Origin of the sequence: Gordonia hongkongensis, from assembly GCF_023078355.1 — a bacterium.
GTDB classification, from domain to species: domain Bacteria; phylum Actinomycetota; class Actinomycetes; order Mycobacteriales; family Mycobacteriaceae; genus Gordonia; species Gordonia hongkongensis.
Genome location: NZ_CP095553.1, coordinates 67068 through 87655 on the forward strand (window position 1 = coordinate 67068; position 20588 = coordinate 87655).

Annotated in this window: 25 protein-coding genes and 1 pseudogene; 18 read left to right on the forward strand and 8 right to left on the reverse strand. The window is 66.3% G+C overall.

Annotation, left to right across the window (positions count from 1 at the left end; translation table 11 throughout):
* The first annotated feature begins 145 nt into the window (after positions 1–145).
* The 14 genes from MVF96_RS24225 (at position 146) to MVF96_RS24280 (ending at position 11859) form a co-directional block, all read left to right on the forward strand.
* The gene (locus MVF96_RS24225; protein ID WP_247452243.1) at positions 146–334 is read left to right on the forward strand and encodes a hypothetical protein; all 189 of its coding nucleotides are present in this window, start codon (positions 146–148) and stop codon (positions 332–334) included.
* Positions 331–2943, forward strand: coding sequence for a hypothetical protein (locus MVF96_RS24230; RefSeq protein ID WP_247452244.1), 2613 nt, complete (start codon positions 331–333; stop codon positions 2941–2943). The genes MVF96_RS24225 and MVF96_RS24230 overlap by 4 nt, the downstream gene beginning before the upstream one ends.
* A 16-nt stretch (positions 2944–2959) precedes the next feature.
* Positions 2960–3211: a redoxin NrdH gene (locus MVF96_RS24235; protein ID WP_247452245.1), complete on the forward strand. Its 252-nt coding sequence runs from the start codon at positions 2960–2962 to the stop codon at positions 3209–3211.
* Between the two features lie 601 nt (positions 3212–3812).
* Positions 3813–4025: a ParA family protein gene (locus MVF96_RS24515; protein ID WP_272499356.1), complete on the forward strand. Its 213-nt coding sequence runs from the start codon at positions 3813–3815 to the stop codon at positions 4023–4025.
* A complete protein-coding gene (locus MVF96_RS24240; protein WP_272499370.1) occupies positions 3968–4729 on the forward strand; it encodes a ParA family protein in 762 nt (253 codons plus the stop codon). The genes MVF96_RS24515 and MVF96_RS24240 overlap by 58 nt, the downstream gene beginning before the upstream one ends.
* Positions 4726–5160, forward strand: coding sequence for a ParB family protein (locus MVF96_RS24750; RefSeq protein WP_396266578.1), 435 nt, complete (start codon positions 4726–4728; stop codon positions 5158–5160). Before MVF96_RS24240 ends, MVF96_RS24750 begins: the two co-directional genes overlap by 4 nt.
* Before the next feature lie 100 nt (positions 5161–5260).
* Complete coding sequence (locus MVF96_RS24245; RefSeq protein ID WP_247452246.1) at positions 5261–6919, forward strand: hypothetical protein; 1659 nt, start codon at positions 5261–5263, stop codon at positions 6917–6919.
* Positions 6919–7695, forward strand: a complete 777-nt coding sequence (locus MVF96_RS24250; protein WP_247452247.1) for a hypothetical protein — start codon at positions 6919–6921, stop codon at positions 7693–7695. Before MVF96_RS24245 ends, MVF96_RS24250 begins: the two co-directional genes overlap by 1 nt.
* A 1-nt stretch (position 7696) precedes the next feature.
* Positions 7697–8041 carry a hypothetical protein gene (locus tag MVF96_RS24255; protein WP_247452248.1) on the forward strand — a complete coding sequence of 115 codons (345 nt, stop codon included), beginning with the start codon at positions 7697–7699 and terminating at the stop codon, positions 8039–8041.
* 81 nt (positions 8042–8122) lie between these two features.
* Positions 8123–8689, forward strand: coding sequence for a MerR family transcriptional regulator (locus MVF96_RS24260; protein ID WP_247452249.1), 567 nt, complete (start codon positions 8123–8125; stop codon positions 8687–8689).
* Between the two features lie 36 nt (positions 8690–8725).
* Positions 8726–9187, forward strand: a complete 462-nt coding sequence (locus MVF96_RS24265) for a hypothetical protein (RefSeq protein WP_247452250.1) — start codon at positions 8726–8728, stop codon at positions 9185–9187.
* 16 nt (positions 9188–9203) lie between these two features.
* Positions 9204–11171 carry a ribonuclease catalytic domain-containing protein gene (locus tag MVF96_RS24270; RefSeq protein WP_247452251.1) on the forward strand — a complete coding sequence of 656 codons (1968 nt, stop codon included), beginning with the start codon at positions 9204–9206 and terminating at the stop codon, positions 11169–11171.
* A gap of 10 nt (positions 11172–11181) precedes the next feature.
* A complete protein-coding gene (locus MVF96_RS24275) occupies positions 11182–11583 on the forward strand; it encodes a WhiB family transcriptional regulator (RefSeq protein ID WP_247452252.1) in 402 nt (133 codons plus the stop codon).
* Between the two features lie 66 nt (positions 11584–11649).
* On the forward strand, positions 11650–11859 hold the full coding sequence (locus MVF96_RS24280) for a hypothetical protein (RefSeq protein WP_247452253.1): 210 nt from the start codon (positions 11650–11652) through the stop codon (positions 11857–11859).
* A 29-nt stretch (positions 11860–11888) separates the two neighbouring features.
* Here the strand turns inward: MVF96_RS24280 and MVF96_RS24285 are convergent, their stop codons facing one another.
* The 3 genes and pseudogenes from MVF96_RS24285 to MVF96_RS24290 all read right to left on the reverse strand — a co-directional run bounded on the left by MVF96_RS24285 (position 11889) and on the right by MVF96_RS24290 (position 13491).
* Positions 11889–12359, reverse strand: a complete 471-nt coding sequence (locus tag MVF96_RS24285; protein WP_247452254.1) for an ATP dependent DNA ligase — start codon at positions 12357–12359, stop codon at positions 11889–11891.
* Between the two features lie 53 nt (positions 12360–12412).
* A pseudogene (locus tag MVF96_RS24755) lies at positions 12413–12832 on the reverse strand (ATP-dependent DNA ligase); the annotation flags it as partial.
* Between the two features lie 239 nt (positions 12833–13071).
* Positions 13072–13491: a DUF2690 domain-containing protein gene (locus MVF96_RS24290; protein ID WP_247452255.1), complete on the reverse strand. Its 420-nt coding sequence runs from the start codon at positions 13489–13491 to the stop codon at positions 13072–13074.
* A gap of 165 nt (positions 13492–13656) precedes the next feature.
* Here MVF96_RS24290 and MVF96_RS24295 point away from each other — a divergent pair, with 165 nt between their 5' ends.
* Positions 13657–14394 carry an NBR1-Ig-like domain-containing protein gene (locus MVF96_RS24295; RefSeq protein WP_247452256.1) on the forward strand — a complete coding sequence of 246 codons (738 nt, stop codon included), beginning with the start codon at positions 13657–13659 and terminating at the stop codon, positions 14392–14394.
* A gap of 208 nt (positions 14395–14602) precedes the next feature.
* Here MVF96_RS24295 and MVF96_RS24300 read toward each other — a convergent pair whose 3' ends face one another.
* The 4 genes from MVF96_RS24300 to MVF96_RS24315 form a co-directional block, all read right to left on the reverse strand.
* The gene (locus MVF96_RS24300; RefSeq protein WP_472924656.1) at positions 14603–15880 is read right to left on the reverse strand and encodes an integrase core domain-containing protein; all 1278 of its coding nucleotides are present in this window, start codon (positions 15878–15880) and stop codon (positions 14603–14605) included.
* Between the two features lie 199 nt (positions 15881–16079).
* Entirely contained in the window at positions 16080–16409 is a 330-nt protein-coding gene (locus MVF96_RS24305; protein WP_247452257.1) for a DMT family transporter, read from the reverse strand.
* A complete protein-coding gene (locus MVF96_RS24310) occupies positions 16406–16750 on the reverse strand; it encodes a DMT family transporter (RefSeq protein WP_247452258.1) in 345 nt (114 codons plus the stop codon). Before MVF96_RS24310 ends, MVF96_RS24305 begins: the two co-directional genes overlap by 4 nt.
* The gene (locus tag MVF96_RS24315) at positions 16747–17259 is read right to left on the reverse strand and encodes a TetR/AcrR family transcriptional regulator (protein ID WP_247452259.1); all 513 of its coding nucleotides are present in this window, start codon (positions 17257–17259) and stop codon (positions 16747–16749) included. Before MVF96_RS24315 ends, MVF96_RS24310 begins: the two co-directional genes overlap by 4 nt.
* A 90-nt stretch (positions 17260–17349) precedes the next feature.
* On the opposite strand from MVF96_RS24315, the gene merB reads away from it, so the two are divergent.
* Positions 17350–17994 (forward strand): organomercurial lyase, encoded by a 645-nt coding sequence (gene merB / locus MVF96_RS24320; RefSeq protein ID WP_247452260.1) that lies wholly within the window; start codon positions 17350–17352, stop codon positions 17992–17994.
* 254 nt (positions 17995–18248) lie between these two features.
* Here the strand turns inward: merB and MVF96_RS24325 are convergent, their stop codons facing one another.
* The gene (locus MVF96_RS24325; RefSeq protein WP_006360337.1) at positions 18249–19502 is read right to left on the reverse strand and encodes an IS256 family transposase; all 1254 of its coding nucleotides are present in this window, start codon (positions 19500–19502) and stop codon (positions 18249–18251) included.
* A gap of 561 nt (positions 19503–20063) precedes the next feature.
* Between MVF96_RS24325 and MVF96_RS24330 the strand changes: the two genes are divergently transcribed.
* Both MVF96_RS24330 and MVF96_RS24335 read left to right on the forward strand, forming a co-directional pair.
* The gene (locus MVF96_RS24330) at positions 20064–20318 is read left to right on the forward strand and encodes a hypothetical protein (RefSeq protein ID WP_247452261.1); all 255 of its coding nucleotides are present in this window, start codon (positions 20064–20066) and stop codon (positions 20316–20318) included.
* Positions 20319–20321: 3 nt separating this feature from the next.
* Positions 20322–20534, forward strand: coding sequence for a hypothetical protein (locus MVF96_RS24335; RefSeq protein ID WP_247452262.1), 213 nt, complete (start codon positions 20322–20324; stop codon positions 20532–20534).
* The last annotated feature ends 54 nt before the right edge of the window (positions 20535–20588 follow it).

A 20588-nucleotide genomic window follows, 5' to 3' on the forward strand; every position in this document is an offset into this window, starting at 1 on the left:
CCCTACCAGCGTTGTCTTCGATACCCCGCACATAGCCGTATCAGCGTTCGCGGCGACGTTCGGGAGTAACCGTTCAGCTCGACTGGACGGGGGCGCACACACCACACCTGCGGCGCTCACGCGTGCGCGTCAGGCGGCTGTGTCGATGCTGGTGCGTTGCCACACGCTGAGCCTGGCCCAGCTGATCGCGGCGGTCGACGCACCGCCGGTGACTGTGATCGACGCCGTGCTCGAGCTGGTGGAGACCGGTGTCGCCGATCTGTATCGCCATCGGGTGGATGGCCACCTCGTGGTGGGAACACTCGCGGCCGCAGACACAGGTGCCCGGCGATGACCGCCACTCTGCCCGTGCCGGCTGTCGCCAGCACTGATGGATCGGCACCGTCACGCAGTCCGGAACATGCTGAGCCACAACGGTTGATGCCGTCTGCGTGGGCGGCGCAGAGCCGACTGCTGACCGTCGACGGTGCTGTGGTGCGGGTGCTCGACCGCTCGGCGGTCGACAACGAACCGGTGCCGGTCGCTGCCGGGTCGCTGGAGGACATGTACGCCGTCCTCGATGACCGCGCCGAGACCGCGGCGCTGGTCGCTCCGTTGCGACCGGATCTGGTGGTGGTCGACCTCGACGGCTGCGCCGAACAGATCCTGCCGCCGTTGCGCGAGGCCGCCGATATCGCCGGCGGGGTCTTGGTCTATCGAGCCGCGTCTGGGTCCGCCGACTCCTGCCATGCGGCGTGGGCGTTTCCCACCAGCCACGGATGGACGGCATTCACTGAGGCGATCGTCGCGGTGCGGTCGTGGGCTGGGCTGGATACACGGGCAGTCGATGTGATCGCTGGCGGTCGCGGTGTACGCCTCCCTGGCTCAGCGTCATTGAAAGCCGCTGGCGGGCGGTGCGTCCCACTCTCCCTCGACGACGACGCACTCCACGCCCACGCAGGCGTGGAATCCGGCCACACCCCGGTTCTGTCCCCTGCCGAGGCGCTCACACAGACGGCCGCGGCCTTGGCTAGCGTGACGGTGACCTACACGCCCCCGCTCTCGCCTACCCAACCCAGCGTCAACGCGGTGGCCGCCGCACCCGGGCAGTGGCGGCCGCACAAAGAGTTCACGCCCACCCAGCGGGCTGCGCTGGAGGCGCGACCGGAGGTTGGTGAACGCTCGGAGGCGGCAGTGGCCGCGTTCGGCGCACTGTGGGATGCCAACATCCGCGACTGGCAATCCGCCCAAGAGTTCTTCGACCTGCCCGTGTTCGCCAAGTACCGCAGCCGCGCCGACCGCGGACACACGTTCTTCCAGGCCCAGCTCGACCGGTGGTCCAACTTCCGCGGCCCTGTCGACCCGGCCGACCAGGATCTGTGCGACCAGTGGCTCACCCGCGCCCGCCGCTGGATCAATCACCCCCACCTGGAAGCCGCTCTCTGCGCAATCGTCCACCACCGCTTCACCGACGGCCGCGGACTGCACTCCCGACCCATCTCATGCCGCGACCTCTCCCAGTGGCTCCACGGCGGCATCACAGCCCCCACAGCAGCGCGCTACCTCCGCGAACTCACCACCAAAGGAGTTCTCGATCGTGTTCAGAGATCCGGGTATGACAACGACGCCACCGACGCTCACCACTACACCCTGCGCCACCCCGGAACAGAGACCACAGACCTTTACCCAGGGGGTGTGCCACATGACAGGACACCCCTAACCAGCACACTCCCCCTCCACCCCGTCTGGTCCATCCTCGGGCAACGCTGCCGCCAGCTCTACCAAGCGCTCAACTCCCCCACCCCCACTGTGACCGCCACCCTGGCCGCCCACAGCGGCCTGGCTCCCGGCGACCGAACCTTCGGAGCCCTCGCGGTGCTCCACCGCCTAACGGAGGCGGGCCTGATTACCCGGGTGGGCCGCGGCCGGGGCACCGCCTGGACCCGCACCTCCCTGACCCTCGATGACGCCGCCACCGCCCTCGGCGTCACCGAGCGCGCAGCTGCCGCAGCCGCGGTCACAGCCGCCGAGCGTCGCGCCTGGCACGCCCCTGACCAGGAACAACGACGTCGGGCGCTGTCAGCGCTGCATGAGCTGCGTCGCGTCTGCGACGACATCACCACCACCTACCCCGATCTCGCACCCCCTACGACGCCCCCCGACGCACCAACGGCGGCCGAGCGGCCAGCCACAGGGGCCCGGCAACTCGTGCGTGCAGCACGCACCGCGCTCACCAGCCGAATCGCCGACGCGCTCACCCCACAACGCAGAACACCACCACCGTCGCGAAAGGACACCCCGCGCATGCCACCGACCACCCCACACCGAGACCATCAGCCACCGCAGCAACGCCGTCGACGTACCGGCGTTTCCCGCACCGCGGCACCGGCGCCATGGGTATGTGCCACTGACGCAACAATATTCGCCCGATTCCTACAGGCCGGGCGGCGCCGGATCGAAATACGCCGCACCGTGCTCGACCCACCCCAAGAGGGGCTGATCAACCTTGGCGACATCCCCGAGGGCATCCAGGTCCGTATCACCGGCTGCGCAGCCGTCCTGGTCATCAGCGGCGCCGTCCACGCCACCGACACCGCCCACGTCGAAGCCCACGGCACCACCACCGTCCACACCTACGGCCGGGCCACCGCAACAGGATTCGACGCCGCCACCCTCACCGGACACCACCACAGCCAACTGCAACTCTGCGACCGCGCTCGAGCAGCCGGCACCGATCAGACCAGCATCATCGCCTGGGACCCCGAACCGGTCATCAGCGCCAATGACCACACCCGCGTCCTCATCGCAGCACCCGAACTCGCACCCACCGCAGACCTCCACCTCCGCGGCGACGCACACCTCTACACCCCGATCCGCTGCTCCCCCACCGGCCCCGCCCGCACCCACGTCACCCACACCACAGACCCCTTCGCCGCCGCCGGCGTCCAACCCGCCCACCCCTAGAAGAGAGAGCGCACCGATGACCATCACCGTCTACACCAAACCCGCATGCGTCCAGTGCAACGCCACCTACAAAGCCCTCGACAAACAAGGCCTGGACTACGAAATCGTCGACATCACCCAAGACCCCGCAGCCCGCGACCACATCATGGCCCTCGGCTACCTCCAAGCCCCCGTCGTCATCGCCGGCGACAAGCACTGGTCCGGCTTCCGGCCCGACCACATCAAGGCACTGGCGAAAGAGGCATCGTTGTCGTCAGTTGCCTCATGAGCACGGTTAGACCATGACAGTTCCCGCAGATCAGGCGACCGGGCTAGGGCCGCTGGCTCACGCCGCCCGGCGTCTGTCCGGGCAATCGTCGATCGTGGCCACTGGGGGCTCCTGCATCAGAACATGGACAGTCGGTCAGCTTCGGCTGGCGGTGCGTTTGGCAGCAACGCTGCTAACGCAGTCAATGAGGGTAATAACGGTATTAGCAGCCCTAGCGACGCAGGACATAGGGGATTGACTGTCGGCAACCAATGGGGTCACCAGGAGACGGCCTCGCGTTCCCCCCTCTTGACGCGGCGACTAACGACATCAATAGCAGTATTACTGCCTAACCCGCCTTGCGGTGGCAGCGCTGGCTGTCGAGGAAGATGCAGGCGGTCGGCGCATAATGGCGGGCAGGCGGGTGTCACCTATGACTGTAATGATGGCATTAAGGGTATTGACAGCGTAGGTGTGGTTGGTGATAATAGTGCTCATACCGCTAATAGCGGGAACGGCTCCTATGACAGCTTTAGCGGTTTCGGCAGTTAAACAGTCAATGCTGCTATTAACGTCTATGACCACATGATCCGAACGACAGGCACGGAGAGGCACGCACACCATGGCAGCGTCTGAGGCAATTCATCGAGACAGAGTGGTAGCCGTGATCAACGGCAAAGGGGGAGTCCTCAAGACCACCCTCACAGCTAACATCGGCGGCCTCTTGGCTCACAGCGGGTATCACGTGCTCCTGGGGACCTCGACCCACAGGGAAACCTGGCCGAAGACCTTGGCTACACGGAAACATCTACCGATGACGAGGGGGCGGCCCTAGCGCGAGGCCTCATCGTCGGAGGCGACATAGAGGTCGTCAAAGACGTTCGCCCTAACCTCGACGTCCTTCCCGGAGGCACGAAGTTGGAGGAAGCGACCGCCGCGCTGGTCGCCAGGGCGAGCCGTGATGCGGTGGGGGCGAAGCTCGCGCTAGCCTCCATTCTCAGCCCACTGACCAGTGAATACGACCTTGTGCTCATCGACTGCCCGCCCGGCGATGAAACCCTTCAAACAGCGGCTGTCGCCGCCGCTAGCTGGGCGTTGGTGCCCACAAAGACCGACGCCTCAAGCCTGAAAGGCCTGTACGCAGTCGCGAAACGACTCGAGTCGGTCCTCGACATCAATCCCGATCTCGACCTACTGGGCGTCGTGCTGGCCGGCGTCAGCACGTCGGCCACCACAGTCAAGAAGCGCGCCCGGACAGCGATTTCTGAGGCCTTCGACGACGACGCTGTCGTCTTCGAAGCGGCGGTGCGGCACTCCGAAGCCACCGCAGAGGCAACCCGGGCCCGTGGACTGCTGGTTCACGAGCTGGACAACGTGGTACGCACAGGGCCGAAGTGGTATGAGATTCGCCGCGGCGAAGCCAAACCCCAGTCTCTGGCCCCCCAGTCATCGTCATCTGTTGCCGACGACCTAATGGCTGTCGCCCAGGAACTGGTGCAACGTGTGACTGCCGCAGAAAGCGAGGCCGAAACAGCATGACCGAGGAGACTCCGGATCGCATCATCTCAGGCCTACCCAGCCGTCCTACCAAGGCGGCCGAACCTGCTGGAGGGGACCTTCGCCGCCTACGGAAGAAGAACCGCGAGCAACAACCCCGGGTGACGGCAACTGGTCCGCAGAACCGAGCGCCGGCAACCACTCAGGCTGCACCTACTGCCCCTGCGGAGCGGTCCGAACCGCAGGAAGAACTCACAACGCGGTCGACGATCTACTTCCGTAAACCCAACCTCACACGAGCCCGCCGCGCATTCCGCGCCACACAGCACCTGGAAGGGGACCGATCGTGGTCAGACTTCGTTGACAAAGCTGTGGCCGCCGAAACACGGCGACGAGAAGCCGCGCACAACCACGGCGACGCCTTCGGAGGCCCTGACGGGCCGCTAGCCGCAGGTCGACCCCTGGAGACCTAAGTAGCCAGTTCTGAAACGTCAATGACAGCAATAACGCCAAGCAGTGAAAGGTGGGTCGAGCGCCGTGACCGGACGAGCCACCAGCGCTGACAATCACGCGATGATCGTCACCTCCACGAAGGTGCTGTCCCCGTCGGGGATCGTGTTGGTGGACAAGCCGGTGGATTCGGTCGACAAGCTCCTGCAGGTGTTGGAGTGGCGTCAGCGCCGGCAGCCGTTGTCCCCGGCGGGGTTGCCGGCGCAGGTGTGGGTGATCGACGCCGCGTGCGCACAGCTCGGCTGGGGCCCGGACGATGTCGATCCGGGTGACGAGGCGGATTACTCCGATGAGGAGCTGCGCGAAGGCCGGATGAAGACCGACGTGATCGCGCGCCTGGATGACGCCACCCGAGAGCTACTCGGCCCCTTCCTGACGCCGCAGGGTGAGGACGGATGGCATCTGTACCAGCCGGGGGAGGAGATCGGTTATCGCCTGCACCTGTCTCACACGGCCGGGAACCGCAAGCTGATGGTCGATGTGATCCTCGAGGGCTGGGCGTGGACTGCACGCATTAACCATGACCGGATGGGCATCCTTGGCTCGGAAACCGCAGGCACGCTCATCGATTTCGAGGATGAGATGGACACCGCCCGTGAGTTGGCCCGACGGTTGTGCTGGCATGTCGACAATCTCGGTGTCCTGCCTGGGATCACCCCGGCACGTACCGGGGCGGTGATCCTCGACCGGGTCTTCCGGGACCGCCGCAAGACCGGTCGTGGCATCATCGTCGATGCGCCAGTTCCGTTGCCGCCCATCGATATAACCGACGCCGACGAGCTTGAACCGGTGATCGTGTGGTCGCGTGACTGGATCGACACCGAGGAACTCGACGCCGCCGATGAGCTGGTGACGATCGACCAACGCGCCTCGTATCTGGCCAGTGCCGGCATGATCAACCTGGGATACGGCGAACTCGTCCACCACAGCACCGGCGCCGAGGAACTCGCCCACACCAGTAGCCCTCTGCCGTTCGGTGTCTGGCAGATCACGCTGCCGGCCGCCGACACCCTCGCTCTGCCGGACAAGCTGCCCCTGCCGCATCCGCGGATGCGCACCGACCGGCCCGTGACGACGTGGGTGACTACCGAGACGATCATCAGCCTGACTGCGCCCATGCCGGATGGGGGAGCGGGCCTCGACATCGCGGATCTGGCGATCTCCGAGGCCTGGACCACCACCGACCAGGGGCAGGTGCTCAAGCGGTGGAAGGAACTGCTTGCTGCCGCCCGCAAAGCCGCTGTGGAGGCCGATGACCCAATCCTCAAGTCGATGGTCACCGACATCTACAAGGGCTACCTCGGTCGCATCGCCGGTGACCGCAACTGGGATTCCCACATGCGCCACCACTACCAGCCGATCTGGGCTGCGGCCATCAAGGCTCACGCCCGCCACCGCTCCCGCGCCAAAGCTATGAAACTCGCACGCGAACACAACATTTGGCCCATCAAAGGCCTCACTGACGCTTGGACCTACCTCGCACCCGCGGGTGCCGATCTCGCCGACGAACTGACCTACCTTGGCAAGTTCGTGATCGAGAAGCGGCGCCCGCTCGACGACGACGTCATCCTCGCTCTGCTCTCAGCAACTACACCCACGGAGGTTCGCAAGGCGATCAACACCGCCTACACTGCCTCCGGCCAACCAGACGACGACGACTCCGCCACAACCGATCTCACACCCGAGAATGACACGGCCACCACCGCGGAGGTGGTGAGCTGATGGCCCAGTTCCGGCCGCGCCGTCGCGAACGCCGCGACGAACCCACCGCCACCACCACCGCGGCCGCCGGCCGGCAGGTCTCCGTCGCAGCCGGCACCGCGGCTGATCTCGCGAGCGCCGATGCGGGTCTGGTGGGGGAGCGCACCCCTACCGACCACCTCGGCACTATCGGCTACGACGCCGCCTGTAAAGCCGCCCAGGACGCCGGCCGCCGCCCACCCTCGCGGCGCACCTTCCGCCGCTGGAAACAACAGGGGCGCATCCCCGATGACCGCACCGCCGACCTCGTCGCTCGCCGCGCCGAGATCACCCGCATGGGCGGTGTTGACGGAGCCGCACGACAACTCGGCCGCTCACCGAGTGCCGTCTACGACTGGCGGGCCGGGCGCACCAAGAGCTTGCGCCCCGACGCTCAGGGTCGCCTCGTCGACGCACAGGTGGCGCAGCGCCTCGTCGACAGCGGCGTCGACGTCTCCCGAATGCGACCGACCATCCACTTCACCGCCGACGTCCACGCCCGCACCGACGGCGGCAACTACGACTACCGGATGGCCAAATCCTTCGACTTTGGCGGCCCCCGGGGCCTCGACCACACCCAGATGAGCCGCCAGCAGATCGCTGCCCTCGGCGACGCGTTGGCTCGTGACGACCACGCCCGCGTCGCGGCCATCCTCGAGGAACATGCCTCGGTCAACTTCGCCGCCTTCGACGACTTCGACGACGACACCGGATTTCACTTCGACGGCGTCCGCGACTTCCGCATCGACTGGAACTGACATGACGGACGCAACCAGACCGACGAGCCCAGATCTGCTACTGACCCTCGACTGTCTCGTAGAACTGGTCGACAGGGTCGAACACGCACGTGGCCAGGCCCTGGCGATAGGGGAGTCCTCGGCGGTCAAAGCCGCCTTCCATGCCGCCGGTTCGGTCGGCCCGCCTACCGCCAGCTACACCCGTGGCGTCGAGGTTGACCGGTTCTACGCACTCCTGGCCACCACCAACCCCGACCTCGCCGAACAGTTCCGCACCCACCGCGGCCGGCACGCAGTCGCCCGCTCCCGCGCCCTGAGCGGTCCTCAGGCCGCCCAGCAGCGCGCGATCGCGCAACAGTGCCTGTGATTCAGCCGCGGCCGCCTGAGGCCCGATACGCTGTTATGAACCCGAGATCCATGATCGCCACCACCGAAGGGACACCAGTCGATGGCACACGACGTAGGCCAGGGCTCGTTTGACGAGCTGGCCCCCGAGCTGTTCACCGTGGCCACTGTCGACACCCCGAACTCGGGTTACCGGGTGCCGGCGGTGCTGGAGATCGTCGGCGTCACCTACCGCCAGCTCGACTACTGGGCCCGCACCGGGCTGGTCACACCGAGCGTGCAGGCCGCCGCCGGGTCCGGGTCGCAGCGTCTCTACAGCTTCCGCGACATCCTCGCGCTCAAGATTGTCAAACGACTCCTCGACGCCGGGATCTCGTTGCGCAACATCCGCACCGCGGTCGAGTTCCTCGCCGACCGCGGTACCACCGACCTCGCGCAAACGACCCTGATTAGCGACGGCACCACCGTCTACGAGGCCACCTCCGATGCTGAGATCATCGACCTGCTCCACGGCGGGCAAGGTGTCTTCGCCATCGCCGTTGGCCACGCCCTGACCGATCTGGCCGGCACCGTGCACCAATTCCCCGCCGAAGACGCCACCCCCACCGCAGCGGCGGCCGTCGACGACCTCGCGCAGCGATGCAATGCAGCCGTGTCCGAAGCAGTCTGATCAACGAAGCAACTGGAGGTCTGTGTAGTGGTTGACGTGCTGTCGAAGCCAGTGGGCGTCTACATGATGACGCTGTGGTGGCATTCCCGCGGCGACGAGGTCGCCAATGCCGAACTCGCCGACATCCTCACCGCACGAGGATTTCTCGACGCCACAGCGGACATGAGTGTGTCGCGAGAGCGCAGTGCTGCGGTGCATGCGGCGTCCGAAGACGAGACTTCCCGCGAGCTGCTGGCGCAGTGGTGTGTCACAACCCGTGCGCGCCGTGGGGGAGCGGGTGTGCAACACCCGTCCCACTGGCTGCCGCAGGCAACCGCGGCCATGGCCGCAGAGACCGACCCCGACGCCGTGAACCGCCAACACCATCTGGTGATCGACATGGTGACCAAGCTCCCGCCCTCCGACGCTGCCGACCCCGCCGTCTCCCAGCAGATCGCCGAGCACTTCCACACCTACAACACCCACGCCATCCACCAAGGCCGCAGTCCGGGCCGATAGCCACACGAGTGACCAGATGACCACCACTGCCACGCAGTGCGCGTTGATGATCGACGCGTCGACCACCCGGGATCGTGATGACGCGTTCACTGTCACCCCCACCGCCACGGGATGGGATGTGACGGTGTTGGTGGCCAACGTGGCCGATCTGGTACCGGCCGGGTCGCCGGTAGACCGCACCGCCGCGACCCGGGTGGAAACTCGCTACCGCGCCACGGGCACGGTGCCGATGCTCGGAGCGCAGCTCGAGCACGCCGCAACGCTGTCGGCCACCCAGGATCGGGACGCTCTGGCCATCCGCCTGCGGGTGTCCGCCGACGGCGACGTGACTCTGGCCGACCTCGGCCGTGAAGTCCTGTTGGCCGGGTCGTGTGTGGCGATCACTCACGATCAGGTCACCACGATCCTCGACAACCCCGAGCACGCCCACCACGGGCAGTTGTCGGCGTCCGCGCAGCTGGCGCAGGTGTTGACCGGTCGGCGGCGCGCAGCGGGGGCGTTCGTGGTCTACGACCTGACCCGCGGGCTGGTCTCAGGTGAAGACGGCCGGCTGCTGGCCTTACCGGAGGGCCACAACGCCGCGGCGTATGTGATCGTTGCGGAGTTGATGATCGCCGTGAATACGGTTGTGGCGCAGTACGCCATCGATGCCGAGCTGCCGATCCTGTTCCGCAATCACCTCCGCAATCCCGTCGCACCCGCTGATGTCGACCGGCTCGCGGATCTGGCCGCCGCGCTGTCCACGGTCACCACCACCGCCGAACTGGCGGCGTTGCAAGGCCAGCTCAACACCGCGATCTCCAAAGCCACCTACGGCGCGACCGTCCGCGGGCACATCGGATTGCAGGTCCCGGCATACACGCACGCGACCTCGCCGTTGCGCCGCTACGCCGACCTGGTCACCCAACGCCAACTCCTGGCCCACCTCGACGACACCCAGTTGCCCTACACCGCAGAACAGTTGGCCACCATCGCCGACGCCCTGGCCGCGCTCACCGCCGAACGTGACGCCGACTCCGAGGCAGCGCAGAAAGCCCGCACCCGCCGAGCGAACGAAGCAGCGATCGCCGCCGGCGACCTGTCGCACATGAACGACCGCGAGTTCTTGCGCGTGCTACGCCTGGGCACCCAAGCCGCACCACCGGCATCGGTGGCCACCGAACTCACCGAACGCGCCACAGCCGGCCGGTTACACGCGGGGCACGTCGCGGTGCTCTACACCACCGATCACCCTGACTGGAAGACTCTGCGCGCCAACCTCACCGCACAGTTACGTGCCGAGCACGCGTACCTGGCGCCGTCGGCGATCTCGGCACTCCAGCAGATCGACGGCGGACAGATCGTCACCCCCACCCTCGACACCGACATCACCGGCCCACCCCACCAACGCACCTTCGCCACCCGCGCCCACCTCGAGGACATGACCACCCGTTGGCACACCGGCCCGGTCAAGAAGGCCACCGAACACGCCGCCCTGTGGGACCTGCTCGACATCATCGGCCACCACACCCCGAGCGCCGACCCCACCACGCCACCACCCACACCGGAGCCGGAACCCGAGGGCGAGTCCGTGCCGGCGCCGACGGCGGTCGCCACCCATGCCGAGCCGGCTGTCCCGACAGTCTCCGTGCCGGGCGAGGGAACCTGGGATGCGTTCGCACTGCATGCCGCGCTCGGCGGCGACGACGACTCCCGGCGTAAGCGCCGCCGCGCTAACGCCCTGAGAAACCCGGTCGGCTGGCTGACCACCCTCGCCGCCTCGATCGGCGCCGGCGAGCTGCATGTCGGCACCCACCCCGAGGGCCCACCCCATCAGCGGATGTTCACCGTCACCCTCACTGCCGGACCCGTCCGCGCTACCGCGGCCGCATCGACGATCAAGGCGGCCAAGACTGCTGCCGCCCACGCCGCAGTCACCGGCCTGTTCGACAACCCACCAGCGGTGGCCGCCACCACTGCGCACCACCACGCTGGCGGGGCATGAGCACACCGGCATGAGCACACCGGTCATCCCCGGCGATATCCACACCGCGCCGCTGTATCCCAGCCGTCATCGGCGCGCGGCCACCCAAGGACCGACCTGGGCGCTGGTGGAGTCCCCAGCCCGCCACCTACCCGCCGACGCCATCCCGGCCTGCACCCGCAACCCCGACGCCTGGTTCCCCGATCGGCTGTCCACCGCCCGGCAGGGTGCCGGGCACGCCGAGATGGCCGCCTGCCGCCACTGCCCGATCCGACAAGGATGCGCCCGCGTCGCCCTCGACGACACCGCCCACCTCACCGGCATCTGGGCCGGGATCTACATCTCCCCACCCGCCTCAGCCAGCCAGAAAGCCGTCCGTGAAACCGCGATCGAGCAGCTACGCACCATCGCCCACCCGGCCAGCGACCGGTAAAAGCAATGACGGCTCTGGCGCGACTCGTGGCCGGTTTACGCGCCAGAAACCGAGGCAGGTACAGAGATGACCGACTATGAAGTGCCAGCCCGGTATTGCCACACCTGCGCGACCATCGTTGCCTCCGACGAGCACCAACTCTGCGAACGGTGCGGAGCAGACCTTGTCACCATCACCGCGGTGGCGACACCGTTGCTACCAGACTCCGACAATCCGATGATCTGGGTGACCCTGACCCCTCATCTCGACGAACACGGCCGACCCTTCCCCCGCTGAACGTCGCGGCGCGAATCGGTTGTGCGACATCACAAGGCGTCGAGCTCTGGCCACACCACCTCGCCGGGGGTCTTGTCGGCGCGGAAGCCCTTCCACGACGGATGGCGCACACGGCGATGGAACTCGCGGTACTCGATGGTGCCCACCAGCATCGGCGTCACCCACCGCAGGTGAGCACTGCCGGTCCTGTCCGGGATGGTGCCGGCAGTGAACGGATGGTCGGCGGCCGTGATCTCGGTGAGCATCACCGCGGCCTCACGGCGCTGGCGCTGGGTGAAGCCGGTGCCGACATCACCGAGATAGACCAGCTCGCCCGACGGGCTCAGGGCGCCCAGGAGCAGCGAGCGCACCGTGGTCGGGCTGCCCGTCCAGCCGCACACGATGACCTCCGCACTGGCCCGTAGCGGGACCTTGACCCACGACGGAGAGCGAAGGCCCCGCCGATAGACCGAGGAGCTGCGCTTGGCGACCACACCTTCCAGACCGAACTCGGCGGCCATCGCGACCATCGCCGCCGGGTCCGCGCCCGGCCAGTAAGGGTTACCTGCACCGCACCAGCGCTGTTGACGACCTCACCCAGCAACTGCCGCCGCTCGAGGTAGGTCAGCGGGGCGGTGTCCTGGCCGTCGACCTCAAGCAGATCGGACACATACAACGCCGCCGACACCTCGGCCAACAACGGACGTCGGGGCCGCGGGGTGTGCATGCGCCGTTGCAGCCGCGCAAACGACGGCCTCCCGCCATCGAGGGCCACGATCTCGCCGTCGACAACGACATCACGCCCACCGGTCGCGGTGCGCAGGGCCGCGACGATCTCGGGGTAGGTCGAAGTGATCGGACTCAGGCTGCGGCTCAGCAGCAACACCTCGGCGTCAGCAATGCGCGCGACACCGCGTTGCCCGTCCCATATGGCCCCCCAAGACCATCCCGAACCCGTCGGGGCCGGACCTGGCGAGGCCAGCATCGGCGCCATCCCAGCCACCTGTTCATCACCTCCCCAGGGGTGTGCCCGTTCGACGACTGAGGCCGCCCACCCCGTGCTCGGGATGAACGGCCTCAGCGTGTTGATGATGGACGGTGCCGGTCAGTGCGCCTCTCGGCGAACGGCCGCTCGCAGCGGCGAAAAGGGGTGAGGCCCGGGGCAATGAGCCCGCCACCGTCACCCAGCTCAACGGTGCCCGCACCCCGGGTATTCCGGGGCGCGGGCCGGTGTCAGCAGAGTTGCTTGTTGCCGGTGTCGGTGATGCCGATGCCGTTGCCGTTCTGCATCTTCACCCGGAAGGTCACGCACGTCGATCCGGGCGCGTAGACCATCGGCGTCCAGTACTGGCTGGGGCTCTTGGAGTACGACGGCGACCACTGCCACCCGGAGTAGGACGAGTAGATCCCGGCCACGCTCTGCCGGTTGGTGGCCCCGCTGACCCTCACCCAGTTGGTGCCGCAGCCGGGGCTGTAGCGGACCTCGACGGTGCCGGCACCGAGGTAGGTGTTCTTCCAGATTGTCGAGGCCCCGTTGGCGCACCCTGTCGCCGACGGGTCACCGCTGGGGTAGGCCTGCGCCGGTGCGGCGACACCGGTGGCCACCGCTACTCCTGCGGCCGCGGTGATTGCCGCCAACCCTGCGCGCGTCATGAGTTTCACGGTATTCTTCATCTCTTCGAGAACTCCACGCGGTGAACCAGTTTCACCGATCAGGTTGCTCGTGAGACCACGATGACCGACCACCTATTTTCAGCGCGACAACCAAAATAATCGGGGGCCAGAACCGTTGGCCCGGGGTACGGGGGAGACGCCACGATGAACGCTGCACAACGACCGGCGGGCGGGCGCCGTGGCCGTCCGGAAACACCGTTACCGGCCCCCGAGACGCCGTTGGCACGTCTGGGCGCCCACCTGCGCTATCTGCGGCGCGTCAACCGTCTGTCGCAGACCGAACTCGCTCAGCAGGCGGAGTGCTCGAGCACCACGATCAGCCAGACCGAGCTGGGCAAGTTCCGGCCCAGCCCGGAACTCGTCGCCACCTTCGACACCGTCCTGCACGGCGACGGCATCCTGGCGGGGTTCCTCGCCGATGTCGTCGCCGAAGATCGCTCCAATCGGCCACCGCGCTCACCCGCCCAGGCCCCCGAGACGCCGCCACCGACGGAACCGCGCCCGATCCCCGGCGACGTGTCGGAATGGGTCGACGACGTCACCGTGCCCGACGGCACGCTCATGGCACCGGGCGAACGGTTCGTCAAGGTCTGGCGGCTGCGCAACGCCGGCACCGTGGCCTGGGAAGACCGCTACCTCAAACGGCTGGGCTCCCTGGGATCAGCCGGCCAGGTCAGCACCCCCGCGCTGTCGCCGATCCCGCACACCGAGCCGGGCGAGACCGTCGATATCGCCGTGCACTGCAAGGCCCACCTGCTGCCCGGAACCTCGATCGCGCACTTCAAGATGACCGACGCCCACGGCCACCTCTACTACCCCGACCTCAACCCCGACGGCATCCGACTGGCCATCACCGTTGTCGAGGGCCGCACACCTCGGTAGCTCACCCGGCGACGCGAAAGGGCGCGAACCCCGGCCAGGTCGGCGGCTTCCCTCCGTTCCTCACCCGACGTCCGCGCCCGTGCCTTCGATCCTACATCTAGACTCGAATAGGTGTTCGATTAGTGGTCTGATCGGCGGACGCTGCGGGTGTGATGTATCGGGACATCGGTGACAGTTCTGCGTCAGGACATCGGTGACACTTGGTGCATCAGGACTTCGGTGACGGTCTGGTCTTCGTGGGACGCGGGCCGCGAGGTCGGCGGTTGCCGACGTAGCTGACTCCGGGAGCCGGTCGGGGATGTTCGACAAGGACTTCGCCGTCGGTGCTGGCGATGACGATCGTGCTGTCGTCGGCGGCGACGAGGACCTGGTCGAAGGCGTAGTCCACGTCGACCATGTAGGTCACTGTGTCCACGCTGATAGTGCCCGAGGTGCTGACGGTCCTGACCAGGACACCCTCGGGCAGATCGGTGGGTGGCCGGGGCGCGGGCCGCGGTCGCGGGGTCGGCCGATCGAACAGCAGTGCACCGGCGATCGGGTGCGGCGCGTCGACTTTCGCTGTTGCTTGCCAGGCGGTCAGCGGTGTGACCCGCCCCGGCAGGCCTTGATGAGGTCGCTGGGTGTTGTAGATGTGATCGAACGAATCGACCTGGGCTTGCAGCTCGGCCAGGGTGTCGGCCAACGGTTGCTTATCCAGGTAGCGGAACAGCGTCTGGTGGAAACGTTCGTTCTTGCCCTGCGTGGTGGGCTTGTAGGGCTTGCCGGTGATCGTTTCTACCCCGAGCGCGCGGACGTGTGCGACGAGTTGGCCGAGGCGGCCGCGGCGCGAGGGGTTGAGCGCGGGCCCGTTGTCGGTGAGCAGCCGTTGGGGTACTCCGTGGGCAGCTACGGCTTTGTCGAACACGGCGATCGCGGCGTCAGCGGTTTCGCCTGCGGCCACGTGCGAGCCCACGGCGTAGCGCGAGTGATCGTCGATGAGCTGCAGGATGACGCATCTGCGGCCACCGGTGAGAACGTAATCGGTGCCATCGAGTTGCCAGCACGCATTCGGCGCCGGGTAGACGAACCGCCGCCACGCCGAACGCGGTTTCTTCCTCGGCTCGTGCCGCGCGACACCGGCCTCGCGGAAGATCCGCGCCAGCGAGGCCGTCGAGGGCACCTGCACCAGCCCCATCGACTGCATCTTGTCGTGCACGCTGATCGGTCCGTGATCCAGACCCGACGCCTCCAGGGCGGCACGCACGGCCACCGCCTGTAACTTGACGTCATCGCTCAACGCTGACGGGCTCGACTTCGGGCGGCGAGTACGAGGTTCGAGGACCGCCGAGGGCCCCTCTTCTTTCGCTCGTTTACGCAACTTGTAGAACGACTTTCGGGATATCCCGTGTTCGGCGCAGAACGTCGAGACCGCCCCGCGCGGTGCATCATCAGGCCACTGCGAGATCGCCAGGCGCACGACAGGGTCAATGGGTTCATTAACAGGCACTGCCTGAGCGTTGAGTGTCGTCGTGTGAATCGAAGACGGGGGTGCCGGTCTGATTGCTACCCCTGCAACAGGGGGTCGCGGGATATCCCTAGGAGCGCAAGAACCGAGCGCGCGGCAGGGGATGCGGTCCCGGCTGTCACCACAAATGACTGCTGTGTGCGCGAACAACGCCGGGCGTTCGCCGCAGGTTCCTAGTCAGTCAGTGTGCTGCGCCAAGTTCGATGAGCAGTACGCCGCCGACGATGAGGACGAGACCGACACTCATGATCCAGGTCAGTGGCTCTTTGAAGAAGACACGGCTCAGTACCGCGGTGATCGCGACCCCAGCGGCGGCCCAGATACCGTATGCGACACCGAGTGCGACTCCTTCGGCCAGAACAATCGAGAGCATGGCGAACGCGAAGATGTAACCGCTGGCGACCGCGACCCACCACTTTCTGCTGCCGGTGGTAGCCATACGCAGGGAGATGGTGGCCCCCACTTCACCGAGGATTGCGCAGACGAGTGCTACGAGAGCAAGTGCGTTCACTGGGTGACCTCCGCGTTCTTTTGAGCGATCTGCGAGCCGACTTCGACGAGCAGTACACCGGCCATCACCACGACGATGCCCAGGCCCATGACGATGGTGATCGGCTCGTCGAACACGACGAGAGACATCACTGCGGTCAACGCGACTCCACTTGCGCCCCAGATTCCGTAGCCGACACCCAGTTTCATGCCGTTGCGCAGTGACCCGAACAGGGCAAGGAAAGAACCGATGTAGCCCGCTGCTACCAGGGCGTACAACCCTGGTGTGTCCAGGGCGCCCTTCAACGACAGCGACCCGGTGACTTCCAAGGCAATAGCGACAGCGAGAAATGACCACTTCATGTGTGCGACCCCTCCTGGTCGATCAGCGTGAATACCACTTCGACGACGGACAGGCGCTGCGCTCTCGACAGCTCGAGCATGCCCAGACATCTGTCTATCCATGCCCCGTCGGCGACGAGTCTGGCCGCGACGATCTGGGGATCGTCGGTTTCTCCGAACCACGGATTCATGCGCTGCGCCCACCGCGCGGACAGTTTGTCGCGCAGGCGAGGCTCTGCCAGCAGTGCGAGATCAGCGGGATCCATATCGCCCAGGAGGGTGTATTCGACGTACGCGCGCAGCCTGTCCGCGGCGCTCGCTTGCTCTCCCGCTCGATGTGTCAGCTCGCGAATCCACCTGTCCAGCAGGTGATCGAGGACCGCGACCGTCAACACCTCCTTGGTGGCAAAGTGGTGCACCACCCCCGGCTTGGTCAGACCAGCCGGCCGCGCCACCGCATCAATGGTCAACGCGTCACCGCGCCGCAACACCGCCAGCGCCGCATCCAGTATCTCCGGTTTCGTGGCCACCCCGGACCCTACCATACGTATGGTAGGGTTTTGCAAGAGCGGCCGACCAGATCCCCGCCGCGCTCACAGTAAAGGCGATCACTTATGACGATGACCCCGGCACAGAAGGCGAAGTACCACGATGTTGATCAGGCGCTACTGCGGAAGTGGCGCACACCTGCCGGTCAGGAACTCATTCGCGAGGGCGCCAAGATCGCAAACTACCTGATGGAACACGGCCCTCTGCCGACGGCGGTGGCCGACGATATGCTGCCCGAGGCCGACCGGGACACGGGCATGATCCGCTACTTCGAGGACCGTGACTACCACCTCGAAACCAACGCTGCCGGCGACATCGTGGGTGCGGGGATCTCCCTGATCTGCGATGAGCGTTCGGCGGTGCACATCTCCGAGATCTACGGTCGCCGGTTCTACAACTGGTGCGTCTGCGACATCGTGATGTTTCCGATCATCCTGGGCACCTTCGCGCCATCGTCGACTGTCTGTCCGGCATCGGGAGACACCATCACCTTCACCGTCATCCCGACCGGGTTCGATGACCTCTCCCATCCCGAGGCGTGGTTCACCCTCGCTCCCGCCCACGGCGGAGATATCCGCGTCATCTACTGCAACCGCGTTAACATCTACGCCGACCGAGAGAAAGCAGAGGCCGCAGCCGCAGCCGATCCTGACGTAGCATGCGCACCGATCGCCGAACTCTGGACCGGAACAAAAGCACTCGCAGACATGTTCTGACGCGAAGACTGTCGTCGCCCGAAATATTAGCCAGGGCAATACGTCTGGACTTCTCAGCGCCAACGTCGAAATGGGTTGCTGAGTAACAACCAATCTGGGAGTCCGACCTCGGTACTTCCAGATTGGCCAGGCAACAAGCCTCATATCAATGTCATCGGTCTCAACTGGGCGCTAGTGCGTGAGCGTGAGTGTGATGTATCCGACCGGGTCAAGCCCCGAGTAGTGGTGTAACTCGTTTCTGATCCTTCGGGGGGTCAGGCGGGTAGTTGCATCAGTGGATCGGTGGTCGCCTCCGTCGGTGTTGGGGTGTCGGTGGTCAGGGTAAGTCGGCAGCGGCTGAGGACTTCGAGTCCGAGATAGCGGCGGCCTTCGGCCCATTCGTCGGTCTGTTCGGCCAGGACGGCGCCGATGAGGCGGATGATTGCGTCGCGGTTGGGGAAGATGCCCACAACGTCGGTGCGGCGGCGGATCTCGCGGTTGAGCCGTTCGGTGGGGTTGTTAGACCAGATCTGGCGCCACACGTCGTCGGGGAACCCGGTGAAGGCGAGCAGGTCCTCGCGGGCGTCGCCGAGGTGGTCGGCGACCTCGGGCAATCGGCCGTCGGTGTATTCGAGGAGCCGGTCGAACTGCTCGTGCACCGCGGTGGCGGTGGGCTGGTCATACACGCTGTGCAGCATCGCTTTTACCGCCGGCCACATGGACTTGGGGCACACTGCCATGAGGTTGGCGGCGTAGTGGGTGCGGCAGCGCTGCCATACCGCGCCGGGCAGGTTCGCTGCGATCGCCTCGATGAGCCCGGCATGAGCATCGGAGGTCACCAAGCGCACCCCGCCCAGGCCGCGGGCCACCAGGTCGGCGAAGAAGGTGTTCCACGATGCCTTGGTCTCACTGGTGGCCACCTGCATGCCCAACACCTCGCGGTGGCCGTCGCCATTGACGCCGGTCGCCAGCAGCACGACGGCCTTGACGACCTGCTTGTTCTCACGAACTTTGATCGTCAACGCGTCGGCGGTGACGAAGGTGAACGGTCCGGCTTCGTCGAGGCGGCGGTGCCGGAATGCGGCGACCTGCTCGTCGAGGTCTTCGGCCATGCGTGAGACCTGCGACTTCGACAGTGAGTCGATGCCGAGTGTCTTGACCAGTTTGTCCATCCGGCGGGTCGATACACCGGCCAGGTAGCAGTCGGCCACGACGGTGATCAGCGCTGACTCGGCCCGCTTGCGACGTTCGAGGAGCCACTCGGGAAAGTAGCTGCCCGAGCGTAGCTTCGGAATGGCGACGTCGACGGTGCCGACCCGGGTGTCGAGGGGGCGGTGACGGTAGCCGTTGCGGCGGTTGGTGCGTTCGGCAGATCGTGCGTTCCATTCGGCACCGCACACGGCGTCGGCATCCGCCGAGAGCAGGGCGTTGATCATAGTCTGTAGCAGTTCGCGCATCAGATCCGGTGACGCGTCTGCGAGGGCTTGGCCGAGTAGGCCGGCAGGGTCGACAATATGGGGTGCGGTCATCGCGATGACTCCTCGAGGATTCTGTGGAAGCTTGACTCGAAGGATCACGCGGTGGCCGCTTTGCATCGGTCAACAACACAGCGTCAGACACGATCTCGGCCACCGAGTTACACCACTCTATGGGGCACTACTATCCGACCGCCGGTCGGTCAGACTCTCAGGAGATCCCGAAAGCTGCCGAGACTCATCCCCCGAGGCCAGGCGGAAGTGATGAACGCGAGCCACACTCGACGGCCGAATCGTCATAGGTACTGGTACTCGCCAGCGTGCGCTCCAGAGTCAGCAGGCCTGACGCAATCGTAGAACCGCACCTCCGATGCCAAGCCACGCGAGTGCGTTCGGCCAACTCGGAGGAAACGCGGCACGACACCCCGACTGTCACCCATCCGTGCAAACGTCCCACGGTTAGCCCTCTGACTAGCGCCGCCACAAGGCGAAGTGTCACCACCTACACCCCCAACACTGTCACCGATGTCTTGATGTAGAACTGTCACCGATGTCCTGCGAGATGACAGGCGGACGCTGCGGGTGTTCGACCCGCCGCGCCCGGTATGGGTCGACATGACCGCGACGGGCATGGCCGGCGGGTTCACCCCTGTCAACATTGTGCCGCTGCGGGTCCGGACCGGCGGCGCGCGCCTCGAGCAACGCATGCAGGGCTGGCAGCACGCCTGGCTTCAGACCAGCCAGGGCAGATGGTGGGCAGTGGTATCGGTGCGCGTGTCCAGCGCCAACGAGCAATCGCACGCCTCGATCCCCGCTGACGGTCGCCGCCGGCGCGATCCGCCCCGCAGAACAGTCGACGACGAGGGATGAGCCATGACCGAGAACATCGAATCTGCCGGCGGGATCAGCGACCGCCGAGCGCCGAAGCGTAGTCGTGTGGACATCACCGACCTCACTCTCATCGTTCGCCCGCCCGGCCGGCCAGCGCAGATTCGCGCATTCACCGACGCTGAGCGCGTAGAAGCTACGGCATACGCAAGCGAAACCGACGCCCACGTCGAGGTCCTCAGGGGGGCTACGACTTAGCCGTGTCAGTGGATCGCGACGTGGCAGTTTCGGGGACTTAGCTGTGGGGTCGCC